The organism is Aquimarina sp. Aq107 (assembly GCF_943733665.1).
In the GTDB taxonomy this organism is placed as follows: Bacteria; Bacteroidota; Bacteroidia; order Flavobacteriales; family Flavobacteriaceae; genus Aquimarina.
The window spans coordinates 454,208-476,736 of the sequence record NZ_OX030782.1; the positions used below are offsets into that span (position 1 = coordinate 454,208).

At 32.1% G+C, this 22,529-nt stretch carries 23 protein-coding genes; 10 read left to right on the forward strand and 13 right to left on the reverse strand.

Annotation, left to right across the window (positions count from 1 at the left end; translation table 11 throughout):
* Nucleotides 1-45: 45 nt before the first annotated feature.
* Nucleotides 46-810 (reverse strand): ABC transporter ATP-binding protein, encoded by a 765-nt coding sequence (locus NMK29_RS01645; RefSeq protein WP_027392641.1) that lies wholly within the window; start codon nucleotides 808-810, stop codon nucleotides 46-48.
* Entirely contained in the window at nucleotides 810-1,547 is a 738-nt protein-coding gene (locus tag NMK29_RS01650) for an ABC transporter permease (RefSeq protein WP_027392640.1), read from the reverse strand. Before NMK29_RS01650 ends, NMK29_RS01645 begins: the two co-directional genes overlap by 1 nt.
* A 116-nt stretch (nucleotides 1,548-1,663) precedes the next feature.
* On the opposite strand from NMK29_RS01650, the gene pafA reads away from it, so the two are divergent.
* On the forward strand, nucleotides 1,664-3,328 hold the full coding sequence (pafA, locus tag NMK29_RS01655; RefSeq protein ID WP_035084950.1) for an alkaline phosphatase PafA: 1,665 nt from the start codon (nucleotides 1,664-1,666) through the stop codon (nucleotides 3,326-3,328).
* On the opposite strand, the gene NMK29_RS01660 is transcribed toward pafA, so the two are convergent.
* The 10 genes from NMK29_RS01660 to NMK29_RS01705 form a co-directional block, all read right to left on the reverse strand.
* A complete protein-coding gene (locus NMK29_RS01660; RefSeq protein WP_108802897.1) occupies nucleotides 3,329-4,384 on the reverse strand; it encodes an FAD-dependent oxidoreductase in 1,056 nt (351 codons plus the stop codon). It abuts the gene before it with no gap.
* 67 nt (nucleotides 4,385-4,451) lie between these two features.
* Complete coding sequence (locus NMK29_RS01665; protein WP_108802898.1) at nucleotides 4,452-4,757, reverse strand: carboxymuconolactone decarboxylase family protein; 306 nt, start codon at nucleotides 4,755-4,757, stop codon at nucleotides 4,452-4,454.
* A 16-nt stretch (nucleotides 4,758-4,773) separates the two neighbouring features.
* Nucleotides 4,774-5,520: an SDR family NAD(P)-dependent oxidoreductase gene (locus NMK29_RS01670; RefSeq protein WP_108802899.1), complete on the reverse strand. Its 747-nt coding sequence runs from the start codon at nucleotides 5,518-5,520 to the stop codon at nucleotides 4,774-4,776.
* A gap of 63 nt (nucleotides 5,521-5,583) precedes the next feature.
* Nucleotides 5,584-6,147: a TetR/AcrR family transcriptional regulator gene (locus NMK29_RS01675; RefSeq protein ID WP_108802900.1), complete on the reverse strand. Its 564-nt coding sequence runs from the start codon at nucleotides 6,145-6,147 to the stop codon at nucleotides 5,584-5,586.
* Between the two features lie 76 nt (nucleotides 6,148-6,223).
* Nucleotides 6,224-8,527 (reverse strand): chondroitinase-B domain-containing protein, encoded by a 2,304-nt coding sequence (locus NMK29_RS01680; protein WP_108802901.1) that lies wholly within the window; start codon nucleotides 8,525-8,527, stop codon nucleotides 6,224-6,226.
* 443 nt (nucleotides 8,528-8,970) lie between these two features.
* Complete coding sequence (locus NMK29_RS01685; protein WP_108802902.1) at nucleotides 8,971-9,819, reverse strand: glycosyltransferase family 2 protein; 849 nt, start codon at nucleotides 9,817-9,819, stop codon at nucleotides 8,971-8,973.
* A gap of 21 nt (nucleotides 9,820-9,840) precedes the next feature.
* A complete protein-coding gene (locus NMK29_RS01690) occupies nucleotides 9,841-10,362 on the reverse strand; it encodes a methyltransferase (RefSeq protein WP_108802903.1) in 522 nt (173 codons plus the stop codon).
* 92 nt (nucleotides 10,363-10,454) lie between these two features.
* Nucleotides 10,455-11,513 (reverse strand): 3-oxoacyl-ACP synthase III family protein, encoded by a 1,059-nt coding sequence (locus tag NMK29_RS01695; RefSeq protein ID WP_108802904.1) that lies wholly within the window; start codon nucleotides 11,511-11,513, stop codon nucleotides 10,455-10,457.
* A gap of 107 nt (nucleotides 11,514-11,620) precedes the next feature.
* Nucleotides 11,621-11,998: a group III truncated hemoglobin gene (locus NMK29_RS01700; RefSeq protein ID WP_234424241.1), complete on the reverse strand. Its 378-nt coding sequence runs from the start codon at nucleotides 11,996-11,998 to the stop codon at nucleotides 11,621-11,623.
* A 72-nt stretch (nucleotides 11,999-12,070) separates the two neighbouring features.
* Nucleotides 12,071-12,337 (reverse strand): hypothetical protein, encoded by a 267-nt coding sequence (locus tag NMK29_RS01705; protein ID WP_108802906.1) that lies wholly within the window; start codon nucleotides 12,335-12,337, stop codon nucleotides 12,071-12,073.
* 111 nt (nucleotides 12,338-12,448) lie between these two features.
* Between NMK29_RS01705 and NMK29_RS01710 the strand changes: the two genes are divergently transcribed.
* A complete protein-coding gene (locus tag NMK29_RS01710; RefSeq protein ID WP_108802907.1) occupies nucleotides 12,449-12,799 on the forward strand; it encodes a hypothetical protein in 351 nt (116 codons plus the stop codon).
* A 43-nt stretch (nucleotides 12,800-12,842) separates the two neighbouring features.
* On the opposite strand, the gene NMK29_RS01715 is transcribed toward NMK29_RS01710, so the two are convergent.
* A complete protein-coding gene (locus tag NMK29_RS01715) occupies nucleotides 12,843-13,196 on the reverse strand; it encodes a hypothetical protein (RefSeq protein WP_108802908.1) in 354 nt (117 codons plus the stop codon).
* A 149-nt stretch (nucleotides 13,197-13,345) separates the two neighbouring features.
* Here NMK29_RS01715 and NMK29_RS01720 point away from each other — a divergent pair, with 149 nt between their 5' ends.
* The 8 genes from NMK29_RS01720 (at nucleotide 13,346) to NMK29_RS01755 (ending at nucleotide 22,493) form a co-directional block, all read left to right on the forward strand.
* Nucleotides 13,346-14,032 (forward strand): TetR/AcrR family transcriptional regulator, encoded by a 687-nt coding sequence (locus tag NMK29_RS01720; RefSeq protein ID WP_108802909.1) that lies wholly within the window; start codon nucleotides 13,346-13,348, stop codon nucleotides 14,030-14,032.
* Nucleotides 14,025-15,692 (forward strand): peptidase domain-containing ABC transporter, encoded by a 1,668-nt coding sequence (locus tag NMK29_RS01725; protein ID WP_108802910.1) that lies wholly within the window; start codon nucleotides 14,025-14,027, stop codon nucleotides 15,690-15,692. Before NMK29_RS01720 ends, NMK29_RS01725 begins: the two co-directional genes overlap by 8 nt.
* 6 nt (nucleotides 15,693-15,698) lie before the next feature.
* Entirely contained in the window at nucleotides 15,699-17,051 is a 1,353-nt protein-coding gene (locus NMK29_RS01730; protein ID WP_108802911.1) for an HlyD family secretion protein, read from the forward strand.
* Between the two features lie 3 nt (nucleotides 17,052-17,054).
* Entirely contained in the window at nucleotides 17,055-18,458 is a 1,404-nt protein-coding gene (locus NMK29_RS01735) for a TolC family protein (RefSeq protein ID WP_108802912.1), read from the forward strand.
* Between the two features lie 328 nt (nucleotides 18,459-18,786).
* A complete protein-coding gene (locus NMK29_RS01740) occupies nucleotides 18,787-19,188 on the forward strand; it encodes a hypothetical protein (protein ID WP_108802913.1) in 402 nt (133 codons plus the stop codon).
* 145 nt (nucleotides 19,189-19,333) lie between these two features.
* A complete protein-coding gene (locus tag NMK29_RS01745) occupies nucleotides 19,334-20,602 on the forward strand; it encodes an alpha/beta hydrolase-fold protein (protein ID WP_108802914.1) in 1,269 nt (422 codons plus the stop codon).
* 82 nt (nucleotides 20,603-20,684) lie between these two features.
* The gene (locus tag NMK29_RS01750; RefSeq protein ID WP_108802915.1) at nucleotides 20,685-21,440 is read left to right on the forward strand and encodes an isocitrate lyase/phosphoenolpyruvate mutase family protein; all 756 of its coding nucleotides are present in this window, start codon (nucleotides 20,685-20,687) and stop codon (nucleotides 21,438-21,440) included.
* A 3-nt stretch (nucleotides 21,441-21,443) separates the two neighbouring features.
* Nucleotides 21,444-22,493, forward strand: coding sequence for a bifunctional transcriptional activator/DNA repair enzyme AdaA (locus NMK29_RS01755; protein WP_108802916.1), 1,050 nt, complete (start codon nucleotides 21,444-21,446; stop codon nucleotides 22,491-22,493).
* Nucleotides 22,494-22,529 lie beyond the last annotated feature (36 nt).

The window sequence follows — 22,529 nt, forward strand, 5'->3', positions numbered from 1 at the left end:
TAGAAAAATATCTTAAAATTTATAAGATTCGTAGTAAGTAACTTTTTACAACCCTTTGAGCTGCGCATCACGTACTTTTTTAAATAAGTTAGAGGAATAGACAAATTCGGTTACTGCTTCATTATCAGTTTTAAAAATTTGTGTTTTATCTCCTTCCCATTCTAGATTACCAAATTTTAAGAAAACGATTTTTTCACCAATTTCCATAACAGAATTCATATCATGGGTATTGATGATAGTTGTAATATCATATTCTTCAGTAATTTCTTTAATCAAATTGTCAATTACTATGGCCGTTCTTGGATCTAATCCAGAGTTAGGTTCATCACAAAAAAGATATTTAGGCCTAGTTACAATTGCTCTTGCTATGGCTACACGTTTTTGCATTCCACCACTTATTTCTGAAGGAAGTTTATTGTTAGAATTTTCTAGATTAACACGAGCTAATACTTCATTTACTCGTACCAGCATTTCTTCTTTCTTCTGTTTTGTAAACATCATTAGAGGAAACATTACATTTTCTTCTACAGTCATAGAATCGAATAATGCACTTCCCTGAAATACCATGCCCATTTGTTCTCTTAAGTCACGTTGTTCTTCTGTAGAAAGATCTGAGTAGGTAGCTCCGTCATAACAAATAGAGCCTTCCTCTGGAGTAAATAAACCCAGCATGCATTTAAGAAAAACTGTCTTACCACTACCACTTGTTCCAATGATTAAATTTGTTTTACCGCGTTCAAATGTAGTTGTGATTCCCTTAAGAATTTGTTCGCCATTAAAACCTTTATGTATATCTTTTACTTCTATCATTAGCTTAACAATAATTGAGTTAATATATAATTAGAAGTTACTATAACCACTGTTGTCCATACAAAGGCAGAGGTACTTGCTTTACCAACTCCTAAGGCACCGCCGGTCATGTAATATCCATGAAAAGATGGAATTGTTGCCAATAGAAAGGCAAAGATGAAGGTTTTAATAAACGCATATGTTAAGTGATACGGTATGAATTCTTCTCGCAAACCTGTTAAAAATTCTGAGCCTGAAACAAATCCTCCATAAACCCCAGCAATATAAGCTCCAAATACACCTACGAACATTGCAATCGCTATTACAAATGGATACATTAACATCGCTATGATTTTAGGAAATACAAGATAATTTAATGAATTTATTCCCATTACTTCCAAGGCATCAATTTGTTCAGTAACTCTCATCGTTCCGATACTAGATGTAATAAAGGATCCTACTTTTCCAGCCATAATAACAGAAAGGAAAGTGGGAGCAAATTCGAGAATCATAGATTGTCTAGAGGCAAACCCAATTAATTGTTTAGGAATTAATGGATTTGTTAGATTCAAAGCTGTTTGAATAGCGATTACAGCTCCAATAAAGAAAGCAAGAAATACGGTAATTCCTAAAGAACCAATAATAAGATCATCTATTTCTTTAAATATCAGGCTTCTAAGCACAGAGCCTTTAGTCATTCGACTAAAAACTTTTTTCAGCATTAAAAAATAGCGACCAATATCGTCGAGATAAAACATATGTTCTACATTAGAAGGGCTAAAATAGAAAAAAAAATAGGGACAGCATTTAACCTTCTATTAAAGTTTTACATTTGCATAAAAGGTATTTTAGCCTTTTAAAATGTAAACAGATAATGATAAAGAAGATATTTTTAGCAATTATTTTAATAATAACAGTTACTCAGTGTGCAACCAAAGATTCATCATCAATAAAGATAAACTCTGAAGAAACAATTTCTGTCCGACCAAAATTAGTTGTAGGGATAGTAGTGGATCAGATGAGGTATGATTATTTGACTAGATTTTATGATCGTTTTGGTCAAGGAGGGTTTAAAAGAATGATTAATGAAGGTTTTAATTGTAAAAACAATCATTTTAATTATATACCAACATATACAGGGCCTGGACATGCTTCGGTATTTACAGGGACAACACCTCAAAATCATGGAATTATTTCTAATAATTGGTATGATAAGTTTGGGAAAGATATGGTGTATTGTGCTAGTGATTCTTTAGTACGTGCTGTTGGTTCTGATAGTGAATTAGAAAGAATGTCTCCTCGACGTATGAAAACAACAACTTTTGCCGATCAAAACAGATTGCATACGCAATTAAAAGGAAAGAGTATTGGTATTGCGATAAAGGATAGAGGAGCAATATTGCCTGCTGGCCATGCAGCTAATGGAGCTTATTGGTTTAGAGGAAAAGATGAAGGTAATTGGATTACTAGTACGTATTATAGAAATGAATTACCGGATTGGGTGCAAAAATTTAATGAATCTGATAAAGCAGCTTCTTATTTTAAGGAGTGGAATACTTTATATGATATTACTACTTATGGAGAGAGTGGAGCTGATGAGAACAATTTCGAACGTGGTTTTAAAGGAAAAGAAAAGGCGACTTTTCCTTATGATTTAGCTGCATTAAAAGATCAAAATGCAGGGTATGATATTATTAAGGGATCTGCATATGGGAATAGTTTAACAGCCGATTTCGCAATAGCTTCCATAGATGGGGAGTCATTAGGAGCGGATGATATTACAGATGTTCTTACTGTGAGTTTTTCTAGTACAGATTATGTTGGTCATAATTTCGGAGTTAATTCAAAAGAAATCGAGGATACCTATTTAAGATTAGATAAGGATCTTGAACGCTTTTTTGGAGTATTAGATACTAAGGTTGGGAAAGGTAATTATACAGTTTTTTTAACTGCAGATCATGGAGCTGTTCAAGTGCCGTCGTATCTGAAAAAAGTAAAAATACCTTCAGGTTATTTTGATATGGTAGAGCTCACTGTTAGTGTAATGGATTTTGCAAAACGAACTTTTAAAGTTAACGGACTAATCGAAAAAGTAGCTAATGATCAAGTGTTTTTTGCGTATGATGTACTGGAAAAAAATAAGATAAACCCACAAGAATTACAGAAAGCTATAGCACATCATATATTACAATATGATCAAATAGATAAGGTTTTTACTAGAGAACAATTACAAATGGGAACCTTTACAGAAGGAATTGGTGCACTTATTCAAAAAGGATATAACCAAAAAAGAAGTGGTGATTTGGTATATGTTTTAGATCCTGCCACTATAGCGTATTCTCGTACTGGATCTACGCACGGTAGTGGTTTAAATTATGACACACATGCTCCGTTATTATTTATGGGTAAAGGAATTAAACAAGGTAGCACCACTACTAAGACAACAATTCCAGATATTGCTCCAACTATTTCTGCATTATTAGGGATTACATTTCCTAATGGAGCTACTGGTGATGTGTTGTCTTTTGTTTTAGAGTAATCATTTATCTGATAATTTTTGATATATGGATTGTGCGCTAAGTATAGCACCTTCCATATATCCTCCATGCATAGGGGATGTTTCTGTACCTCCTATAAAGAACTTGTCGTCGTAGTATCCTTGTTGATATATTTTATGACCATTATTTTGATGTGGGAATATAAAATCATTAGAAGGTAAAGAAGTAAAGGGTTCTCGTTTCCAGACTAATTCCTCATAGGATAAATATTCTAATGCGTCCTCTCCAAATAATTTATGGAGTTGATGAATCACTTTTGATTTTCTTTCATCCTTAGTATACGCGGCCATACCATTTTGTAAAAAACCTTTAAGGGAAAAATGAGTGTTTTCTGCATTAGAGTGATCGTATAATTCAGTTAAGGGACCGACATTGCTAAAAACGGTTCCTGAGTAATTACTATTTTTCCAAAAAGGAGTTTCATAGGATACACCAAATTTAATAGAATCTCCCATCCATGTGTGGGTTTTATTGGCAATTTCAATAACCTTATTTGATAATGCGGGATAGAATTGTATAGAGTTTACTAAAAGTGAAGGAGGAATAGTAGAAACAACTTTATCCGTATAATATATATTATTGGAAGATGTAACTTTAAAACTATTGTTTGTGTAATTAACGTGTTCTATTTTTTCATTTAGAATCAATTCTTTTTGATCCAGAAGGTCAACAAGTTTATGTATAATAGCGATAGTTCCATGTTGTATTCGATAGCTTGGTTGTTGGTTTGTTGGTAATTGAATTTGTTGTGGAGGAGCAGTTGATAATGGTTCAAAAAGTGCTATTCCTTGCATATATTGTTCAAAAACAGGAAGCTCTAATTCTTTTAATAACCTTAACAATTCTTGATGTTGTAAACTTAACCAAGTTGCTCCCATTTCGATTGGGGTTTCTTTTGCGGATTTAAGGGTATGGATTCTTCCGCCAACCCTGTTTCTAGCTTCAATAATCTTTACAGATTTCCCATCTTTTTTTAATCTGTAAGCTAGTAGTAAACCGGTTAGACCAGCTCCAATAATAAGTACTTCTGATTTCATATACTTAGTAAATGTAAAAAGTAAAACTCCTAATAAAAGGAGTTTTATTTTGTTAAGTTAAGAAAACTCAATCATTCATTAAATGGGTGCCATGCACAACAGCAGCTCCTGCTCTAAGAGCAGCAGATACAAATGTAGCTTCCGCTAATTCCTCTTGTGTAGCACCTGCTTTTACCGCATTTTTTTTATGAATTTCTAAGCAATATGGGCATTGAGTTGTTAGTGCAACGGCGACAGCCATTAATTCTTTATACTTTACAGGAATAACTCCTTCTTGCAAAGCAATACTGTCAAAAGCTTGAAAAGCTTTCATAGTTTCAGAAGCATTTTTGCCAAGTGTGCCTAACTTTTTTAGGTGATTCATATCATACATAATCAAACTTTTTATGTTAATTTCTTCCTGCGATTACACCTCCATCAGTATCCCAAATAGCTCCGGTTACCCACGATGCTTGATCAGATAATAAAAAAGTAATGCTATTAGCTACATCTTGAGCAGTTCCATTTCTTCCTATTGGATGAAAATTATTAAATCCAACAAGTGCTTTTTTTGCTTCGTCAGCACCACCGAAAACACCATCATATACTGGAGTTTCAACCACAGCAGGTGATACAGCGTTTACTCTGATACCATGATCTGCTAATTCCATAGCTAAATGTTGTGTTAGCGAATGTAATCCTGCTTTTTGCATAGAATATGCAGAAGAAGGAGTCGCTTTTACGGCTTGTTTAGCCCACATAGAACCAACATTAACAATCGCACCAGTATTGTTTTCTTTCATTTTCTTAGCTGCAGATTGCGTAATAAAAAAGAAACCTCTATTTAGATCTTGATATGAGTCATAATCTTCTAGAGTATGATCAAGAAAAGGTTTTGGACCAAAAATCCCTGATGCGTTTACTAAATAATCTAAACTATCTAAGTTAGCAATTGTATTACGCAGTTGATCTACACTATTTTTATCAGTGATGTCAACTTGATGTTTAATAATGTTTTCGCCATCTTCAATTTTAGATGTATTTCTTCCTACAACGTGAACTGTGGCACCTTCATTAATTAAAGATGTTACTGTTGCTTTACCAATTCCGCTGGTTCCTCCGATAACTAAGGCTGTTTTGTTTTTAAATTGTGTCATTATTTTTATGTTTAATTAATTAAAAATAGACAGACAAGTCTGTCTTTGTTAAGATAAATTTTTTTATTCTAGAATCTTTTCGCAAAGAGATAACGAAGCCTCAATGGGCCAAGTATTCTGGTGTAATTTGCTTTCAGAAATTGCTCCTTCATATAATAGGTAAATTTTTCTTGCTAACATTTTATTTTCGTTGTCAGAATTTTGATTATAATTTTCTATAACTAATTCCTTAATGAAATTTATGAAATCCTGCTTTTGCTGTTGAATCTCTAATCGTACCGTTTCATTTTCTTTAGGCATTTCGGCGTATGTATTTAAACACCAACATCCATTAAAGTCTTTTTGATCAAAGAATAATTTTAGAAAATTAAACAAAGCGTATATCCGTTTTTTACCTTTAGGCACTTTATATACATACTCTCTAATATCTTTAGTAAAAGTGTCATTCTTAAATTGTAGGTAAGCAATACAAATATCTTCTTTAGAAGGAAAATGATTGTATAGTGTTGCTTTTGCTATTCCTGCTTCTTTAATAATCTCATTGATTCCTGTTAGATTATAACCCTTATGATAAAATAGAGTAGAGGCGGTTTGTACGATATGAGCTCTTGTCTTAGAGTGTTTCATATGACAAACATATAAAAAAAATATTCAAAAACAGACAAGTCTGTCTATTTTTGAATATTTTTAACAAAATCTACATTTATTTTACGGGCTTGTAGCCACTATATTTAGCGGGATATTTAGTTGGGTTTAGAGTATTTATAATCTGAATGTTTTTACCAGTGCGTTCTCCAAAGGTTTCGATTCGTCCCGAATTGATCAAGCTAATATCATCTATTGTGCTAATTGCCCATCCTGGATCTTCATATTTTAATGCGCGCCCTCCTTTTCCGGAATTGATAAATAATAAATTGTCAACATTTAGTTTTTGAACACCCCATAATAAAACCACACTTCCTAAATCTTTATTATTTACATCTATAAAAGTAGAGTTTTTTAGTTCTAAGTAAGGTCCAGTAGTACTTTCATCATTCCCCATTCTTAAAAGAGCAATTGCATTCCCCATGACTTTACTAAAATGACAATTATCTATTTTTATATATTCTGCATTGTAACGTCCTCTGTTTTCATTTTCTCCATCGAGACTGATAGCATTTCCAGAAATATTATGAAAGGTTGAGTTTTTGAAAACAATGGTATCAGCGTATGTATTTTTATAAGCTCTAAAAGCTGTTTTACGACTGGCATCAAAATTTTTAAATTCGCAAGACATAACTTTTAACTTATAATGCGCTATCATTGGTTTCGATGAGGTAGCTATAGCAGATTGTGCAATTCCATTTTCTGAAGCACCATCGAATTGAACCCCTTGAATAGAAAGGCTTCCTCCATTCTCTATAACTACTAACGGCTTTTGTGATTCATTTTGATCATATTTAAATATGACTGGCTTACCGTTTTCAGATGTGGTAAGTGTTAATGGTTTATTTATAATCAAAGGTTTAGTAAAAGTATATGTCCCTGGTTTTAATAAAATAGTATCACCAGAAACTGCACTCTTTATGGTATTGAATAACGCGTCATTTTCATTCCCGGATACTTGTGTCGCATTCGAGTTCTTATTTGTGATTTCAAAATATTTTTGCTGAGGAGTATACCAATTTGGTCCTACTTCACTTTTAATAAATGGAAGTTTAGGTTGATAATTTTCATTCTTTAATAAACCATCCTTCGGATCTTTTATAAAGGAAATATTTGTTGTTTCGAACCCATTATGGTTAAATTTTGAATTAGCGGAAACCACTTCATTTTCAGAAAATGAGAAGGTACTATAATCCGAAATTGCTTCAAAAACTTGTTTTCTTTGAGGATGATAAAATATATTTTTTGTGAATCGTATATTCTGAGGAGGATCTGTTCGCTCATTATCTGCGCCAACGCCAAATTGAATGTGATCACATTTTAAAAACATATTTCCCGTAATATCAGTGTTTTCAGCTCTGTGATATCTGTTAATAAGCGAATTAGGAACTCCGTTCATTACAGGAAGAGCTCCAAAAAAACGTTTTCCTTTTAATTCCTGAAAATGATTATTTTTTATGGTATGTCCTTCATTGATGACCCTGACACCACCAGTTCCTGGTTTGTTGTTTCCGATAAAAAAATTGTTTTCTATTAAGTTTCTATTTCCGTGTCTTAAAGCTAGAACTCCAGCGGACTCATAAAAAATATTGTTGCGAACGATGTTGTCGCTCGATTTTAATGATACAATTTCTACTTCACCATCACATTGCTCAAAGTAGTTGTTTTCTATCAAAGTTCTTGATGGGCTTAGAGAATATGTAGAAACTCCTACTCTTAATGTTTCTCCACCATTAGATCCAAGGTTTGGTCTATAACCAAAATGATTATGGTCAATCCTATGATTGTTTTCTAGACTATTTTTGTTGTTTAATCTTACTACTAATGTTACACCTGCATTAAGCTTTCCTCCAAAGTAATTGTGATCTACTCGATTGTTTTTTCCGTGTAAATGAATCCATTCTGATTTATCAAATCTATTACTTGGATTAAAGTGATCAATAGCAATTTCCGTAAGTCTGCAGTTTTCAGCTAGTTTTCCGTCGTCAGTTTTGAAAATGATTAATGCGTTTTCTTCGGTAAAACCATTGGTAAATACGAATCCTTTTATAATTACGTGTTGACCTCCAATTTTTAGAGAAGTATTACCAGAAAAAATGACTTTTCCCTTTTCTTCAGCTTTTATTGTAATTGGTTTTTCTTCTGTTCCTATAGCATCAATTACTAATTGAGCATCTTGCCATATCCCATTACCCAGTATAATTTCATCTCCAGGTTTTGCATTGCTAATAGCATCATGAAATTCTTGAGTATTGGTAACAAGGTCGTTGTTATCAGATTGTTTTGTTTTACTTGCTTCTGAGCAAGAACTTACAGTAAATAGCGTAGCTATTAGGTAGCTAAAGAGCCTACTTTTCTTCATTAGTTTCTTTTGAAATATTTGTATTAAACATTTCCCATTAAACTACTAAATCGTTTAATGCTTCAATAGAAGTGAATACCCATAAGTTGTGTGTGGGACCAATTTAGGTCTATTTTTTATAATAACCAAGTATATAGCATCCCATAAAAGTAAATTAAGGATGAATTAAAAAGCTACAGTCTTTTAGGGACTGTAGCTTTTATAATAATTCGTTTATGATTCGCATTCACAGGCGGGCGCTAGAACAAGTTGACCCCGGTGTAGACAGGTCCAATGATAACATTGATATCCTCCTTTAAGTTTCTTTTGTTGCTCTTTTTTTTAAAATTTCAACTCCTTTTAGACTGAAATTTTTGTGTAACATATTCTTATTTTTAAATTATTAATGACTTAATTTATAAAAAGCATTACTTAGAATATATAGAGCGAGTGTTTTTTTAGGATTAAAATAACTTTTGGAGGATTTTTCCCCATCTTAGTTTGCGGATAAAATCACCTTCAGGTTTAGAAACTAAATAAGGTTGTTTTGATTTTTTAGCTTTAAAAAAACCTATTAAATAGTCAAGTAATAATTTAGGTTGTTTTTTTAGGATAGCAAGCTTTAAAGATGCAATTAATGTAATGACTAGACCGTATCGCATTGCATAGAAAGCTTCTCCTTGCTTGTATTTAGCTTTGAGGTTGTATGTGTTCCCTGTTGGTTTCAAGTGCTTTACTTTTAGTGATTCGTCTGTTTTGATTTTCCAGTTATGATATTGCGCTAATAGCTCGTCTATTGTGTCCCAACCCATCGCAGGTTTTAATCCCCCAATGTCTTGAAAACAGGACTTTTTGTATGCTTTTAGTGCTCCACGGATATGATCTTTATTAGTTAGATTTTCCAAAATCCAGTTGTTGTCTTTTTGGATATAACAGAAGCCACCAAACATTCCGATTTTTTGATTTTCCTGGAAATTTTTCACTAGAGTCGCTAGATAATTTTTTGGAAAAATAAGATCTGCATCAAACTTACAAATCACATCATATTGATCATTTAACGAAGCATACCCTTTATAAAACGCATTAATAACTTTACTTCCTGGCATATGATCCTTAGAAGAACTGGTATTAACTAATGAAATGTATTCGTGTTTGTTTATAAAATCGAGAACTACAGCCTCTGTATTATCGGTGGAATTATCATTAACTACCACTATTTTTTTTGGAAGAAATGTCTGAGACACTAAAGATTCTAGAGTTTTAGCAATCAATAGTTCTTCATTATGAGCTGGTATGACAATATAAATGTTCAAAAGGGCGGTGATTGATGTAAACTATTTTCTCTCTGCATATACAATATAGTATCTAGGAGTAAAGTATCGAAGTAAGGGCCTAAATCCAATTTTACTAATTGGATGCGTCCATTTTTTTGTTGCTTTTATTTCCCATCCAGCTTTTTCTAATAACCAATCGAATTGCCAATCTTCAAACTCGTGATAATGACGATCCCAAGGGTCAGTCTTGCTTTTATAAGCTGGGGAGAACCATAGTTTTAATGGGACAGAAGTTACTAATTTTGTTGCTTTTATATCACGTAAAACATTGAATGGTGCAATCAGATGTTCAAAAATTTCGAAAGCCGTAACAACCTCGTATTCACTTAATTTTACAGCATCAGTTTGTAGGTCAAGATCTTCTCCGGATGTATTCGTTACCGAGTAACCTTCCTTTTCCATAAAGTCTACAAAAGGGTTATGGACACCAAGATCTAATATGGTTGCTGGAGCAGTGATGTGCTCTCTTAAGAATTCTAACGTTTCTTTATATCTCTTATGAGGAAAAGTTCCTTCGTACATCTGGGAATAATTACTATCTGACTAATAAGTTGTAAAAATAGACAATTACATAGATTACTATGTGTTCCTCCTGTAGAATTTTCTATTGGCGATTAGAACTGATAAAGAAATGCATTGATATTCATACCGGCACCTACACTAGCAAATAATAGAATATCACCAGAATGAAAAGAATGATCAGAGATTTTACCTTTTAGAATCAAATCATATAATGTTGGAATAGTAGCTACACTGCTGTTTCCAAGTTTTTGTATACTCATTGGCATAATGTTGCCAGGGACTTCTTGTTCATAAAGTTCATAAAACCGTTTTATAATAGCCTCATCCATTTTTTCATTAGCCTGATGAATAAGGATTTTTTTTACTGTAGAGATGTTAATATCTGTTTTATCTAAACATTTTTTCATTGCCATAGGCACGTGAGTCAAAGCAAACTCATAAATCTTACGACCATACATTTTGATGTATTTAGTTTGGTCATTTGAGGTAGTGTTGTAGGTATCTCCAAAAAATAAGAAATTAGATTCTTCAAAAGTATGTGAAGCACTAATCGAAGATAATATTCCACCAGTATTTTCGGTGATTTCTAATATAGTTGCACCAGATCCGTCAGAATAAATCATAGAATCTCTATCATATTCATCAATAACACGGGACAATGTCTCGGCTCCAATAACCAAACATTTTTTAGCCATACCACTTTTCATAAAGGAAACTGCTTGTATTACACCTTCTATCCAACCTGGACATCCAAATAAAACATCATAGGCTACACAATATGGGTTTTCTATTTTTAGAAGGTGTTTTACCCTAGCTGCTAAACTTGGAACAGTATCTGCCTGAGATGAATTTTTATCAACATCTCCAAAGTTATGAGCAACAATAATATAGTCTAAAGTTTCTTTGTCTATATCAGCATCTTTAATAGCTTTTTTTGCTGCAAGAAAAGCAATATCCGAAGTGTTTAATGTTGAAGAAGCGTATCTACGCTCTTCAATACCTGTAATTTTTCGAAATTTATCAATAATAACAGTATTAGAGTTGTTGATTTGTACGCCATCTGAATTAAAGAACTGATGATTTTCAAAATCTTCATTTTGTATGATCTCTGTAGGAATATAGCTTCCTGAACCTGTTATTTTAATACCCATCTTTCTTTTTTTAGCTTGTGTATATAGAAGATAGATATTAATTGGCTATTTGTTATGCTTGCATAATAAAATTTACGATGCCTATGGTATACGAATTCTAGATATCATTATGTTTTTAGCTGAATTACTGTAGCAATTGACAGAGCTCGTGTTTTCATGAGTTCGGCTTTTTCTCCCATAAAATTGGCGTCTATAATTGTTTTAAATAATGTTAGCCAAGTATCAAAATGAATTTTCTCCATTGCCTTTTTTAGATGTAAGTCTTTATGGATTTGTAGTACATTTTTTTTGTAATTTCCAGTGTAAAACAATTGTTGTTCCCAGAAATCTGAAATATGAGGCATGTGGGCTTCTAAGTTAATTTTTGCTATTTCCGTGAAGAACATACCAATGTTAGAGTCCTTTAATGCTTTTTTGTAAAAAGCCCATAAAATTTGCTCGATATCTTCTCTATTCTGTATATCTCTTAAATTATCCTTGTCCAAAATACCTTGATTTGTGCACATAAGTGTAAATACAAAATTACAAGGTATCTGGACAAGTACTCTGGTTTTGGGTTATAATTTTTGTTTCGAAACAATTAAATCTCTTAATTCTTGTTGTTTTTCTTTCTCTATCATTTTTTGATGTGCATAGGCAAAGATTGCGTTCTCTACAATTTCATTTTCTCTTTCTCCAGAAAGAATATAGGATATACTTGTTTTTGAATATGGTTTTTTTGGGGAACTATAAATCTTGTTTTGGTTTAGATAAGCTTGTATTTTTTTTACGTGCTTGCTTCCAATGACCTTTAAGATCGCAGTACGTTCTTCAGGTGTTATCATAAATAAGTTGGCTAATGTTATAGGTATAAGTATCTTTGTGAATGTAATGTTATCGTTTTGGTATACAATATTATATAAAATATTAGATATACGCAAATAACAATCAATATTTTGGATAAAAAAGATAAAATTTTAGATAGAGTTATTGTATTTGCTGCTCATTTGGGTATCAGCCTTAGGAGTTTTAGCCTTTCTATAGGGGCAAGTGCAGGTTATTTACATAGGCTACAGTCTGCAAATAGTAATATCGGAGGTGACTTTATAGAAAAAATTATACAATTGTATACAGAAATTAATCCTACTTGGCTTGTTACTGGAGAAGGAAATATGCTAAAAGAAGATCATATCGTTCAAGAATCCGCGGTAACATATGGTAAGAAGGATTATTTTAAGCAAGTTTTGTTGCAGTATTTAGATGATAAGGATATTAGAGATAAACTTCTGGAAATTGCTAGTAAATGATAATGTAATTATCAATTCATAATATATCCATTTTTCCTATTTTCTAAAAAATTTCTTTTGCTTTTAAAGCAGCTTCAAGATTTACTTTTACTATCCGAATACTGTTCAGAAATTGTTTTTGATCATTTCTTTTAATAGATATAGTCGTTTTTCCTTCTTTGGTTTCTTTGTTAGTAATAATTACTCTTAAACCACTTAATTTCTTATAGTTTGTGGTTCCCCCTTTTTTAATAATAAAATTAGTTTTTGGAAATAGAATATGCTTATATGTTTTTCCAGATGGTTTTCCTAAAGTCATAATATCCCCAATATTTACAGTATGAGGAGATATAAAGTTTTGCTCTTGCGCATTTATCGATAGTACCGATATAAATGCAATAAATAATAGTTTTTTCATGTGTATTGTATTGAGTTGATTGAGAGAGACGTCTACAATAAATATAGCATTATTTACTTAACATTAAAACATAAATTTTGGTTAAATAATAGTTAATGTATTAAATTATAATAGTAATACTATTACTTTTGAGCAAAATAGTTTTAGTTATGAAATATATACTCCAAGACTTAAAGGTTAATATCAACAATAATATATATTTAAAGGATCCGGAATCTTCTACTTTAGGAAAGAAAATTGTAGAATATAGTATTCTTTTAATCGATGAAATCGGTTTTGATAGTTTTACCTTTAAAAAATTAGGCGTTAAGATAGGATCTAATGAAAGCTCTATATATCGCTATTTTGAAAACAAGCATAAGCTCTTGTTATATTTAACTTCTTGGTATTGGGGTTGGCTAGAGTATCAATTAGTATTCACTACTAATAGTATTTCTGATGCTAAAGAAAAATTAACCAAAGCTATAGAAATTGTAACTCGTACTACAAAAGAAGATTCTTCCTTCTCGCACATCAATGAGGTTTTATTAAACAAGATTGTCATTAATGAATATTCTAAGTCATATCTGACAAAAGAAGTTGATAACGAGAATAAAGATGGATACTTTTCTATTTATAAAAGGCTGGTAAACAGGATTAAAGATATGATTATACAAGTGGATGAAACATATCAATATCCTACTAGTTTGGCCAGTACTATTACTGAGGGAGCATTACATCAACATTTTTTAAGAGATCATTTTTCTTCACTAACAGATTGTGATGAGAAAGTTACACCTACCAAATATTTTATTGATTTAGTATTTAATTCTTTAAATAACCACAAGAATGTCTAAAAATATATTGACTGCTTGGCAGCGGCTGATGGGACTCTTAAAACTTGATAAAAGAGATATCCTCCAAGTATTTTATTATGCAGTTTTTGCGGGACTGGTAAGTTTATCTTTACCCTTAGGAATACAGGCGATTATCAATTTATTGCAAGGAGCCCAGGTAAGTACTTCCTGGATAATCTTGGTAATTCTTGTGACTGTAGGGGTGCTATTCGTCGGAATTCTTCAGCTTATGCAAATTAGAATAATAGAAAATGTACAACAAAAGATCTTTACCAGAGCATCTTTTGAATTTACCTATAGATTTCCGAAAATTAAAATGAGTGAATTGCATAATTTCTATCCACCAGAATTAGCCAATCGTTTTTTTGATACTTTAACCATACAAAAAGGGCTGTCTAAGATATTAGTGGATTTTCCTACGGCGCTGGTGCAAATCATTTTTGGACTCTTGCTACTATCGTTTTACCATCCATTCTTTATTATCTACGGACTTCTGTTGCTTGTCCTAATTTATGTGGTATTTAAATATACTGCAGTTAAAGGTTTAGAAACAAGCCTGCGTGAATCGAAAAGTAAATATAAAGTGGCTCATTGGATACAAGAAGTTGCCAGATCAATTGTGAGTTTTAAATTATCCGGTAGAACGAGTCTGGCATTACAAAAAAATGATGCTTTGGTTGTGGATTATTTGGAAGACAGAGAGAGTCATTTTAGAATCTTAGTGTTGCAGTTTGTTCAAATGATAGGTTTTAAGGTGTTGGTTACCGGAGGATTATTAATCATTGGAGGTATTCTAGTATTGAAGCAACAAATGAATATTGGTCAATTTGTAGCAGCAGAAATTATCATTTTATTGATTATTAGTTCTGTAGAAAAGTTAATTGTTGGATTAGAATCGTTATACGATATACTAACTTCTTTAGAGAAAATAGGACAGGTTGTTGATAAAGGGTTAGAGCCTCAGGTAGGAGAAAAACCTTTTAAAGAAGATCAAGGGTTTACTGTAGAATTAGATCAAATTTCTTACAAATTACCTGAAAAGGATAAGAGAATTTTAAATAATGTTTCTTTAACCGTGACCGAAAACTGTTCTGTGTTAATACAAGGTCCTATAGGTTCTGGGAAATCAACACTCTTGCAAATGATCGCTGGTTTGATAGAACCGGATAGCGGCAGTATTTATATAAATAATATTTCCTTAAAGGCAGTGAATCTTAGTTATTATAGAGGGTATCTTGGACAATCTCTTGCGGCAGAGTCGCCTTTTGAAGGAACGATTTTGGAAAACATAACTTTTGGAGATGTAAGTATAACAATGGATCAGGTGTATTGGGCACTAGAAAAAGTAGGGTTGCTACAATTCGTAAAGGAACAGCAAAAAGGATTGTCGACCATGCTATATCCTGAAGGAAGACAATTGCCGTATACGGTTACAAAGAAGATTCTTTTGGCTCGTAGTGTTGTAGCAAAACCCAAATTATTGTTGCTAAAGGATCCACTAGATCAATTCCACGAAGAAGAGGCTAGTGCCATTATGGATTTTCTTGTAGACCCTTCCAATCCTTGGGCATTAATTGTAGTAAGTGAAAACAATAAGTGGGCATCTCATTGTAAACGAATTATTAACATGAATAATGGTAAAATAGTTACTGAAAAATAAATAAAGATGTTAAATATTTCAAATAATAAGCTGAATAAAACGGTAGATCTTTTAGGATACAAAGCATCAGAAAAAGTATTTGATAAAACACATTACAAGTATTTTAATCGCTTTTTGTTAGGGTTTACAATTTTTACTTTTATTGTATTGTTTTTTCCGTGGACACAGAACATTTCCGGAGAAGGCTTTGTTACTACACTAACACCGGATCAGCGACCTCAAACGATTCAATCACCCATACCCGGTAGAATAGAGCAATGGTATGTAAAGGAGGGAGATTACGTAAAAAAAGGAGATACAATTTTACGAATTTCGGAGATTAAAAATGAATATTTTGATCCCAATCTTGTTGCTAGAACAGGACAACAGATAAAAGCAAAATCCATGGCTGTTACTTCTTATGAGGAAAAGGTAAAAGCCTTAGGAAATCAAGCAGATGCATTAGTTAGAGAAAGAGTTTTAAAACTAAAACAAGCACAAAATAAGCTATTACAATCGGGTTTAAAAGTAAAAAGTGATAGTATTGATCTAGAAGCTGCAAAGACAAACATAGCAATAGCCGAAAGACAATTTAAGCGAACCGAGCAGTTAGAAACTGAAGGACTGAAGTCGTTAACAGATGTAGAAACGAAACGGTTAAAATTGCAAGAGACTCAAGCGAAATTAATTTCGCAAGAAAATAAGTTATTGGCTAGTAAGAATAATGTGATCAATGCGCAGATAGAAATGAATCGAATCAAAGCGGAATATGCGGAGAAAATATCTAAATCTCAGAGTGATCGATTTACTGCACAGTCAAGCCAATTTGACGCAGAAGCGCAGGTAACTAAATTAGAAAATCAGTATACCAATTATGAGATAAGAAATGGATTGTATTTTATCACTGCACCACAAAATGGGTATATCAATAAAGCGATACAATCAGGTATAGGAGAAACGTTTAAAGAAGGAGATCGATTAGTAGGGATTATGCCATCAGAATATGATATGGCCGTAGAAACTTTTGTAAGACCCATTGATCTTCCTTTGGTACACATTGGTGAAGAGGTACGAGTGCAGTTTGATGGTTGGCCGGCCATCATCTTTAGTGGGTGGCCTAATGTATCATACGGGACCTATGGAGGAAAAGTAGTGGCTATAGAAACGTTTATTAGTCCAAACGGAAAATACAGAGTATTGATATCGCCAGATCCTAATGATCACAGATGGCCAGACGGTGTGCGTGTTGGATCAGGAGCTAATACTATTGCATTACTAGAAGATGTGCCAATTTGGTTCGAGTTATGGAGACAGCTGAACGGTTTTCCACCTAATTATTATCAACCCGAAGATAAAATAGCAACTACCAAAAAGAAATAATCTATGAACAAACTTTTGTTGTACAGTTTTCTTTTTTTGACAACAGCAATCTATGCGCAGGGACAAGACTCGATAAAACTGAATTTTAGAGAGTATTTAGGGTTTGTAAAAAAACACCATCCCATCGCAAAGCAAGCGGAGTTAAATATAAGTGTAGGAGAAGCTAATCTACTAAAATCTAGAGGAGGTTTTGATCCTAAAATTGAAGTAGATTATGATCGAAAAAAATTTAAAGGTTTTGAATACTATGATTTATTAAACGCTACGTTTAAAGTACCTACTTGGTATGGGATAGAATTAAAGGCTAATTTTGAGCAGAACGAAGGGATATTTTTAAACCCAGAAAGAACTGTACCCAACGAAGGGTTATATAGCGCTGGTATATCGGTTCCAATTGCACAAGGATTGTTAATTAATGATCGAATGGCTGCACTTAAAAAAGCAAAATTATTTAGAGAACAAACCAAGGTAGATAGAGATATTTTGGTGAATGAAATTTTGTATAATGCATCGTTGGCTTATTTTAATTGGTTAGAAGCATATAATGAAAAAGAAATCTATCAGAACTTTTTGATTAACGCGAGGGCCCGTTTTGGTGGAGTAAAGAAAAGTGCATTAGCCGGAGATAAAGCGATTATTGATACTGTAGAAGCACAGATCACAGTACAGAATCGTCAATTAAGTTTAGAACAAGCTAAAGTAAAATTGATGAAATCAAGTTTGGAATTATCTAATTATTTATGGATCGGAAATAATATTCCCGTAGAGATACAACCTAATGTGATTCCGGATAATGAAGTAGATGTTGTTATTGATCAGACATTGCAGATACAACAAGCCTTATTTACAGAAGTGGATTTAGCGAACCATCCTAAATTAAGATCTTTGAATTATAAAATAGAAGGTCTAGAAGTGGATCGTAAATTAAAAGCAAATAAGTTACTGCCTAAAATTAATTTGGAATATAATTTTTTAACTCCTTCGCCAGAAATTGCGAATTCATTTAATACTGCAGATTATAAAGGAGGAGTGGCATTTCAATTTCCATTATTTTTACGAAAAGAACGTGGTGCGGTTAAATTGGCTAAGTATAAAATCCAAGATAGTCAATATGAGTTAGCAAGTGTGCAATTGCAAATCGAAAATAAAGTAAATGCAATCAATAATGAGCTAGATTCTTTTAAAACTCAAAATAAACTGATTGCGGATATTGTAACAGACTATACTACATTATTAAGAGCTGAAGAACGAAAATTTAGTTTTGGAGAGAGTTCTTTGTTTTTGATCAATTCTAGAGAAAGTAAATTAATTGATGCTCAATTGAAACAGAATAAATTACAAAATAAGTATTTCGATACCAAAGCAAAACTATTTAAAAACTTAGCGGTAAATCCAGAAAATTTGTAGCCATTAGATTCAGGCTAAATTTTTAACTACTGTAAATAATTATTATTTATAATAACTATTTATGTGTACTATTCACTTTTATAAATTATCTAGTAAATTTTGTAATTAGATTATAACTATTGTTAAATAGTCATTAGTTTTTGATAATTTAATGGATAAAAATTCAAAATTATTTTATCTCTTTTATTTTATAAAATAAGGGAAAACTCCCTATTATTGCATGATTTAAAAACGGGGGATTTTACCCGTTTTTTGTTAGGATATACTTATATAGTTTTGAGACTATATAACAATCTAATAACCAGCAGTTTTTAAAAGAGCTATCAAAATGTCAACCACTTTTTCTTTGATGGTTAAACAAATCATCAGTGAAGGCAGTAAGGACGCAATTCCTAATCCTGCACAATCAGGATATTTGTGCATGCCAAGAGAATTTTTATCAGAATTGATACGTCTAGTATCAATGATGCAGGTAATGAAAATTGGTATCAGTAGTGAAATTGCTGATATAAAAAACAAACTAGAAATAGCGAATCAATCTCCTGTTATTACTAAATCCGATGATCGATTGTATAATTTAATGGAAGGTGCTATACAGCGTATAACACGTGTATGCCGAATAGAAGGAGAGCTTGCACAAAGTCGAGGAAAAAGAGAGTTGTCTGAAACATATGCTTGGACAATAGCTGGTTGTAAGTTGTTTTTAGAATATACAGAGTCCATAGAATGATTATATTACGATACGAGATTTTGTTGTTTAAGGTTTTTGCAGATAACCGGTTTAATTAAAATTACCATATTTTTAATAGTATCGCAATTGATGTTTCTTATTTTGCAATGTAAAGATTATTCTGCTTGCTTTTTAAATCATTTTTATGAAACATTTCTCTCTCTTACTACTATTAGTTATAACGTTTAATACATTTGGTCAGTTTACAGATAATGCGTTAATTCCTGTGGAACGACATTCTCTCAATTCGAGTATTTTACAGGAAAAAAGAAGTTTCCAGGTGTATTTACCACCTAGTTATTTTTATAGCGATCAAGGGAACTTTCCAGTTATCTATTTAATGGATGGAGATTACAATTTTTATCATGATTCTGGATTGGTAGAATTTCTATCTAGTGTAGCGGATAAAATACCGGAGATGATTGTGGTTGCAATTTCTGATAAAGGAAGTGTAAAGTATCGAGAATATTGTCGCCCCAATGCAGAAGGTTCAGAAGGCGGAAGTGCAAATAAGTTTATGTCATTTTTGGAACAAGAATTAAAACCTTTAGTGAATAAGAAATACAGGACATCTTCATATGATATACTAGTAGGACATTCTATGGGAGGTTTATTTGTTGTAAACCATTATCTAGAAAAGCAGACTGCATTTGATAGTTTTATTGCGATTGATCCTTCTTTATGGTGGAATGATTATACACTTAATAAAACAGCAGATACGGTTTTTAAAAATCAAAAAGAGTTAAGTGCTAACTTATTTTTGTCTTTAGCCAATACGCAGGGTATGGGTGTGAGAGGTTTTGTAGGGGTATTAGATAAATACTTTCCTTACGATACTAATTGGAGCTTTACATATTATAAGGATGAGAATCACGGATCCGTTCATATGATTGCATTGAAAGAGGCATTAATTCAATTATTTAAAGATTGGGAAGTTAGTAGAGATAAATTCTACTCATTTTCATCTGCGAAAGATCTAATAAATCATTTTAAAAAATTAAATACAGATTTTGATACTAAGTTTTCACTACCTGCTTATAACTTTGGTAATATGATGAATTATTATTATCGTAAAAATTTAAAAGAAGATATAGCAATTTTGGAATCAGAGATAAAAATTCATTTCCCAAATTCATTAGATATTTTTTATAGTACACTAGGAGGGTATCAGTTAGAAGATAAGAAATATAATGAAGCGGAAGTAACTTTTAAAAAGAGTTTGGAAAGCCACCCGAACTCGTTCCGTGCTTATGATGGTTTGTCAAAAATATATACCGCTAGAAAAAAAATAAAAGAAGCTGAACAGGCAAGTCGTCAGGCTATTTTGCTAGCCAAAAAAGTCAAAGCAAGACAATGGCAATTAAATGAATTAGAATCTAATTTGGATTTGATTCTTAAGTTTTCCAAAAAATAAATTTTTCAGAATAAAAATACTTGTCAAGTTTTCGGTTGCTGAATAAATATCGTCATCGGTACTTTGTTACAAACAAAAAACGATGAATTTTAAAGAATTACATAATCAAGAAAGACCATTGCTTTTAGGAAATGTATGGGATGTTCCTAGTAGTAAAATGGCAGAAAAACTAGGTTTCCAGGCGATAGGAACATCGAGCTCCGCCATTGCAGCTCTATTAGGATATGAAGATGGCGAACAAATGGAATTTTCTGAATTAAGATATTTTGTCGAACGAATTAAAGTAAATTCTAATTTACCTTTATCTGTAGATTTGGAGGCTGGTTATAGCAGAAACCCTATAATTATTACGGAGCATATAAGAAAAATGGCTGATTTAGGTGTTTCGGGAATTAATATAGAGGATAGTATTGTTGATGATAAAAGAATATTGTTACCTGCAAAAGAATTTGCTAATAAGTTGGAAAGAATAATGAATGTAGTATCAAAAGAAAATTTGGATATTTTTATAAATGTAAGAACAGATACTTTTTTGTTAGAACATCCTAATGTGCTTGAGGAAACTAAAAAACGAATACAATTGTATGAAAAAGCAGGTGCCGATGGGATTTTTATTCCATGTATTAAAAAAGAGCTAGAAATCAAGGAAATTGTAAGGTATACTCAATTGCCTGTCAATGTAATGTGTGTACCTGATTTATCAGATTTTGATACTTTGAAAAAATTAGGAGTACGAAGAATTAGTATTGGTAATTTTTTGTTTGATAAAATGTATAGTCAATTAGGTAGTACCACCAAAAGAATACTAGATCAAGGATCATTTCAATCTATTTTTTGAGATATGCTGATTACTGAAAATGATAAAATAGAATTATATTATAGAGCTTTATTGGAACGAAAAGAAAGCTTTGTAGGGATCTTTTTTGTAGGTGTAAAAACAACTTCGGTTTTTTGTATAGCTACTTGTAGGGCGAGAAAACCTAAATTAGAAAATGTAGAGTTTTATACATCGATTAAAGAGGCTTTGGATAATGGATACAGACCTTGTAAAATTTGCAAACCAACAGAGAATGCCAATAAGGCTCCTGATCAGGTAGAAAGAGCAATAGCTTTAGTGCAACAAAATCCAAAAGAGAAAATTACTGATAATCAATTGCGTAAACTGGCAATTAGTCCAAATATTATAAGAAGGTGGTTTAAGAAAAGCTATGGAATGACATTTCAGAGTTATCAAAGAATGTATCGAATTAATAATGCTTTTCAAGAATTAAAAAAAGGTAAAAATGCCACACATACAGCCTTTGATATGGGCTATGAGTCTTTAAGTGGTTTTGGGTACACTTTTAAGAAGATGATAGGAAATTCTCCTAAAAAAAGCAGTGATAAAAAAATCATTTTAATTGATAGATTAACAACACCGTTAGGTCCAATGTTTATTTGTGCTACCGAAAAGGGAGTTTGTCTTTTAGAATTTGTAGATAGACAATTACTAGAAAAAGAATTTGAAGATTTGCAAAAGCGATTGAATGCTTCGATACTGGTAGGAAATAATAAACATATTAAACAAGCTAAAAGAGAGGTGGCAGAATATTTCGAAGGTAAAAGAAAAGTCTTTGATGTGCTTCTTGAAACACCAGGAACTGAGTTTCAAAATATAGTTTGGGGTTGTATAAAAGAAATTAAATATGGAGAAACGATAACATATCAACAACAAGCAGAAAGGATATGTAAACCAAAAGCAATTAGAGCCGTAGCTTCTGCTAATGGATGTAATAGAATATCCATCATAATTCCTTGTCATAGAGTTATAGGAAAAAATGGGAATATGACAGGATATAGCGGAGGAATAGAACGCAAAAAATGGTTGTTAACGCACGAAAAAGATAGTTAGCCTTTGTGACTATTTGATATAAAAACTACGGCTGAA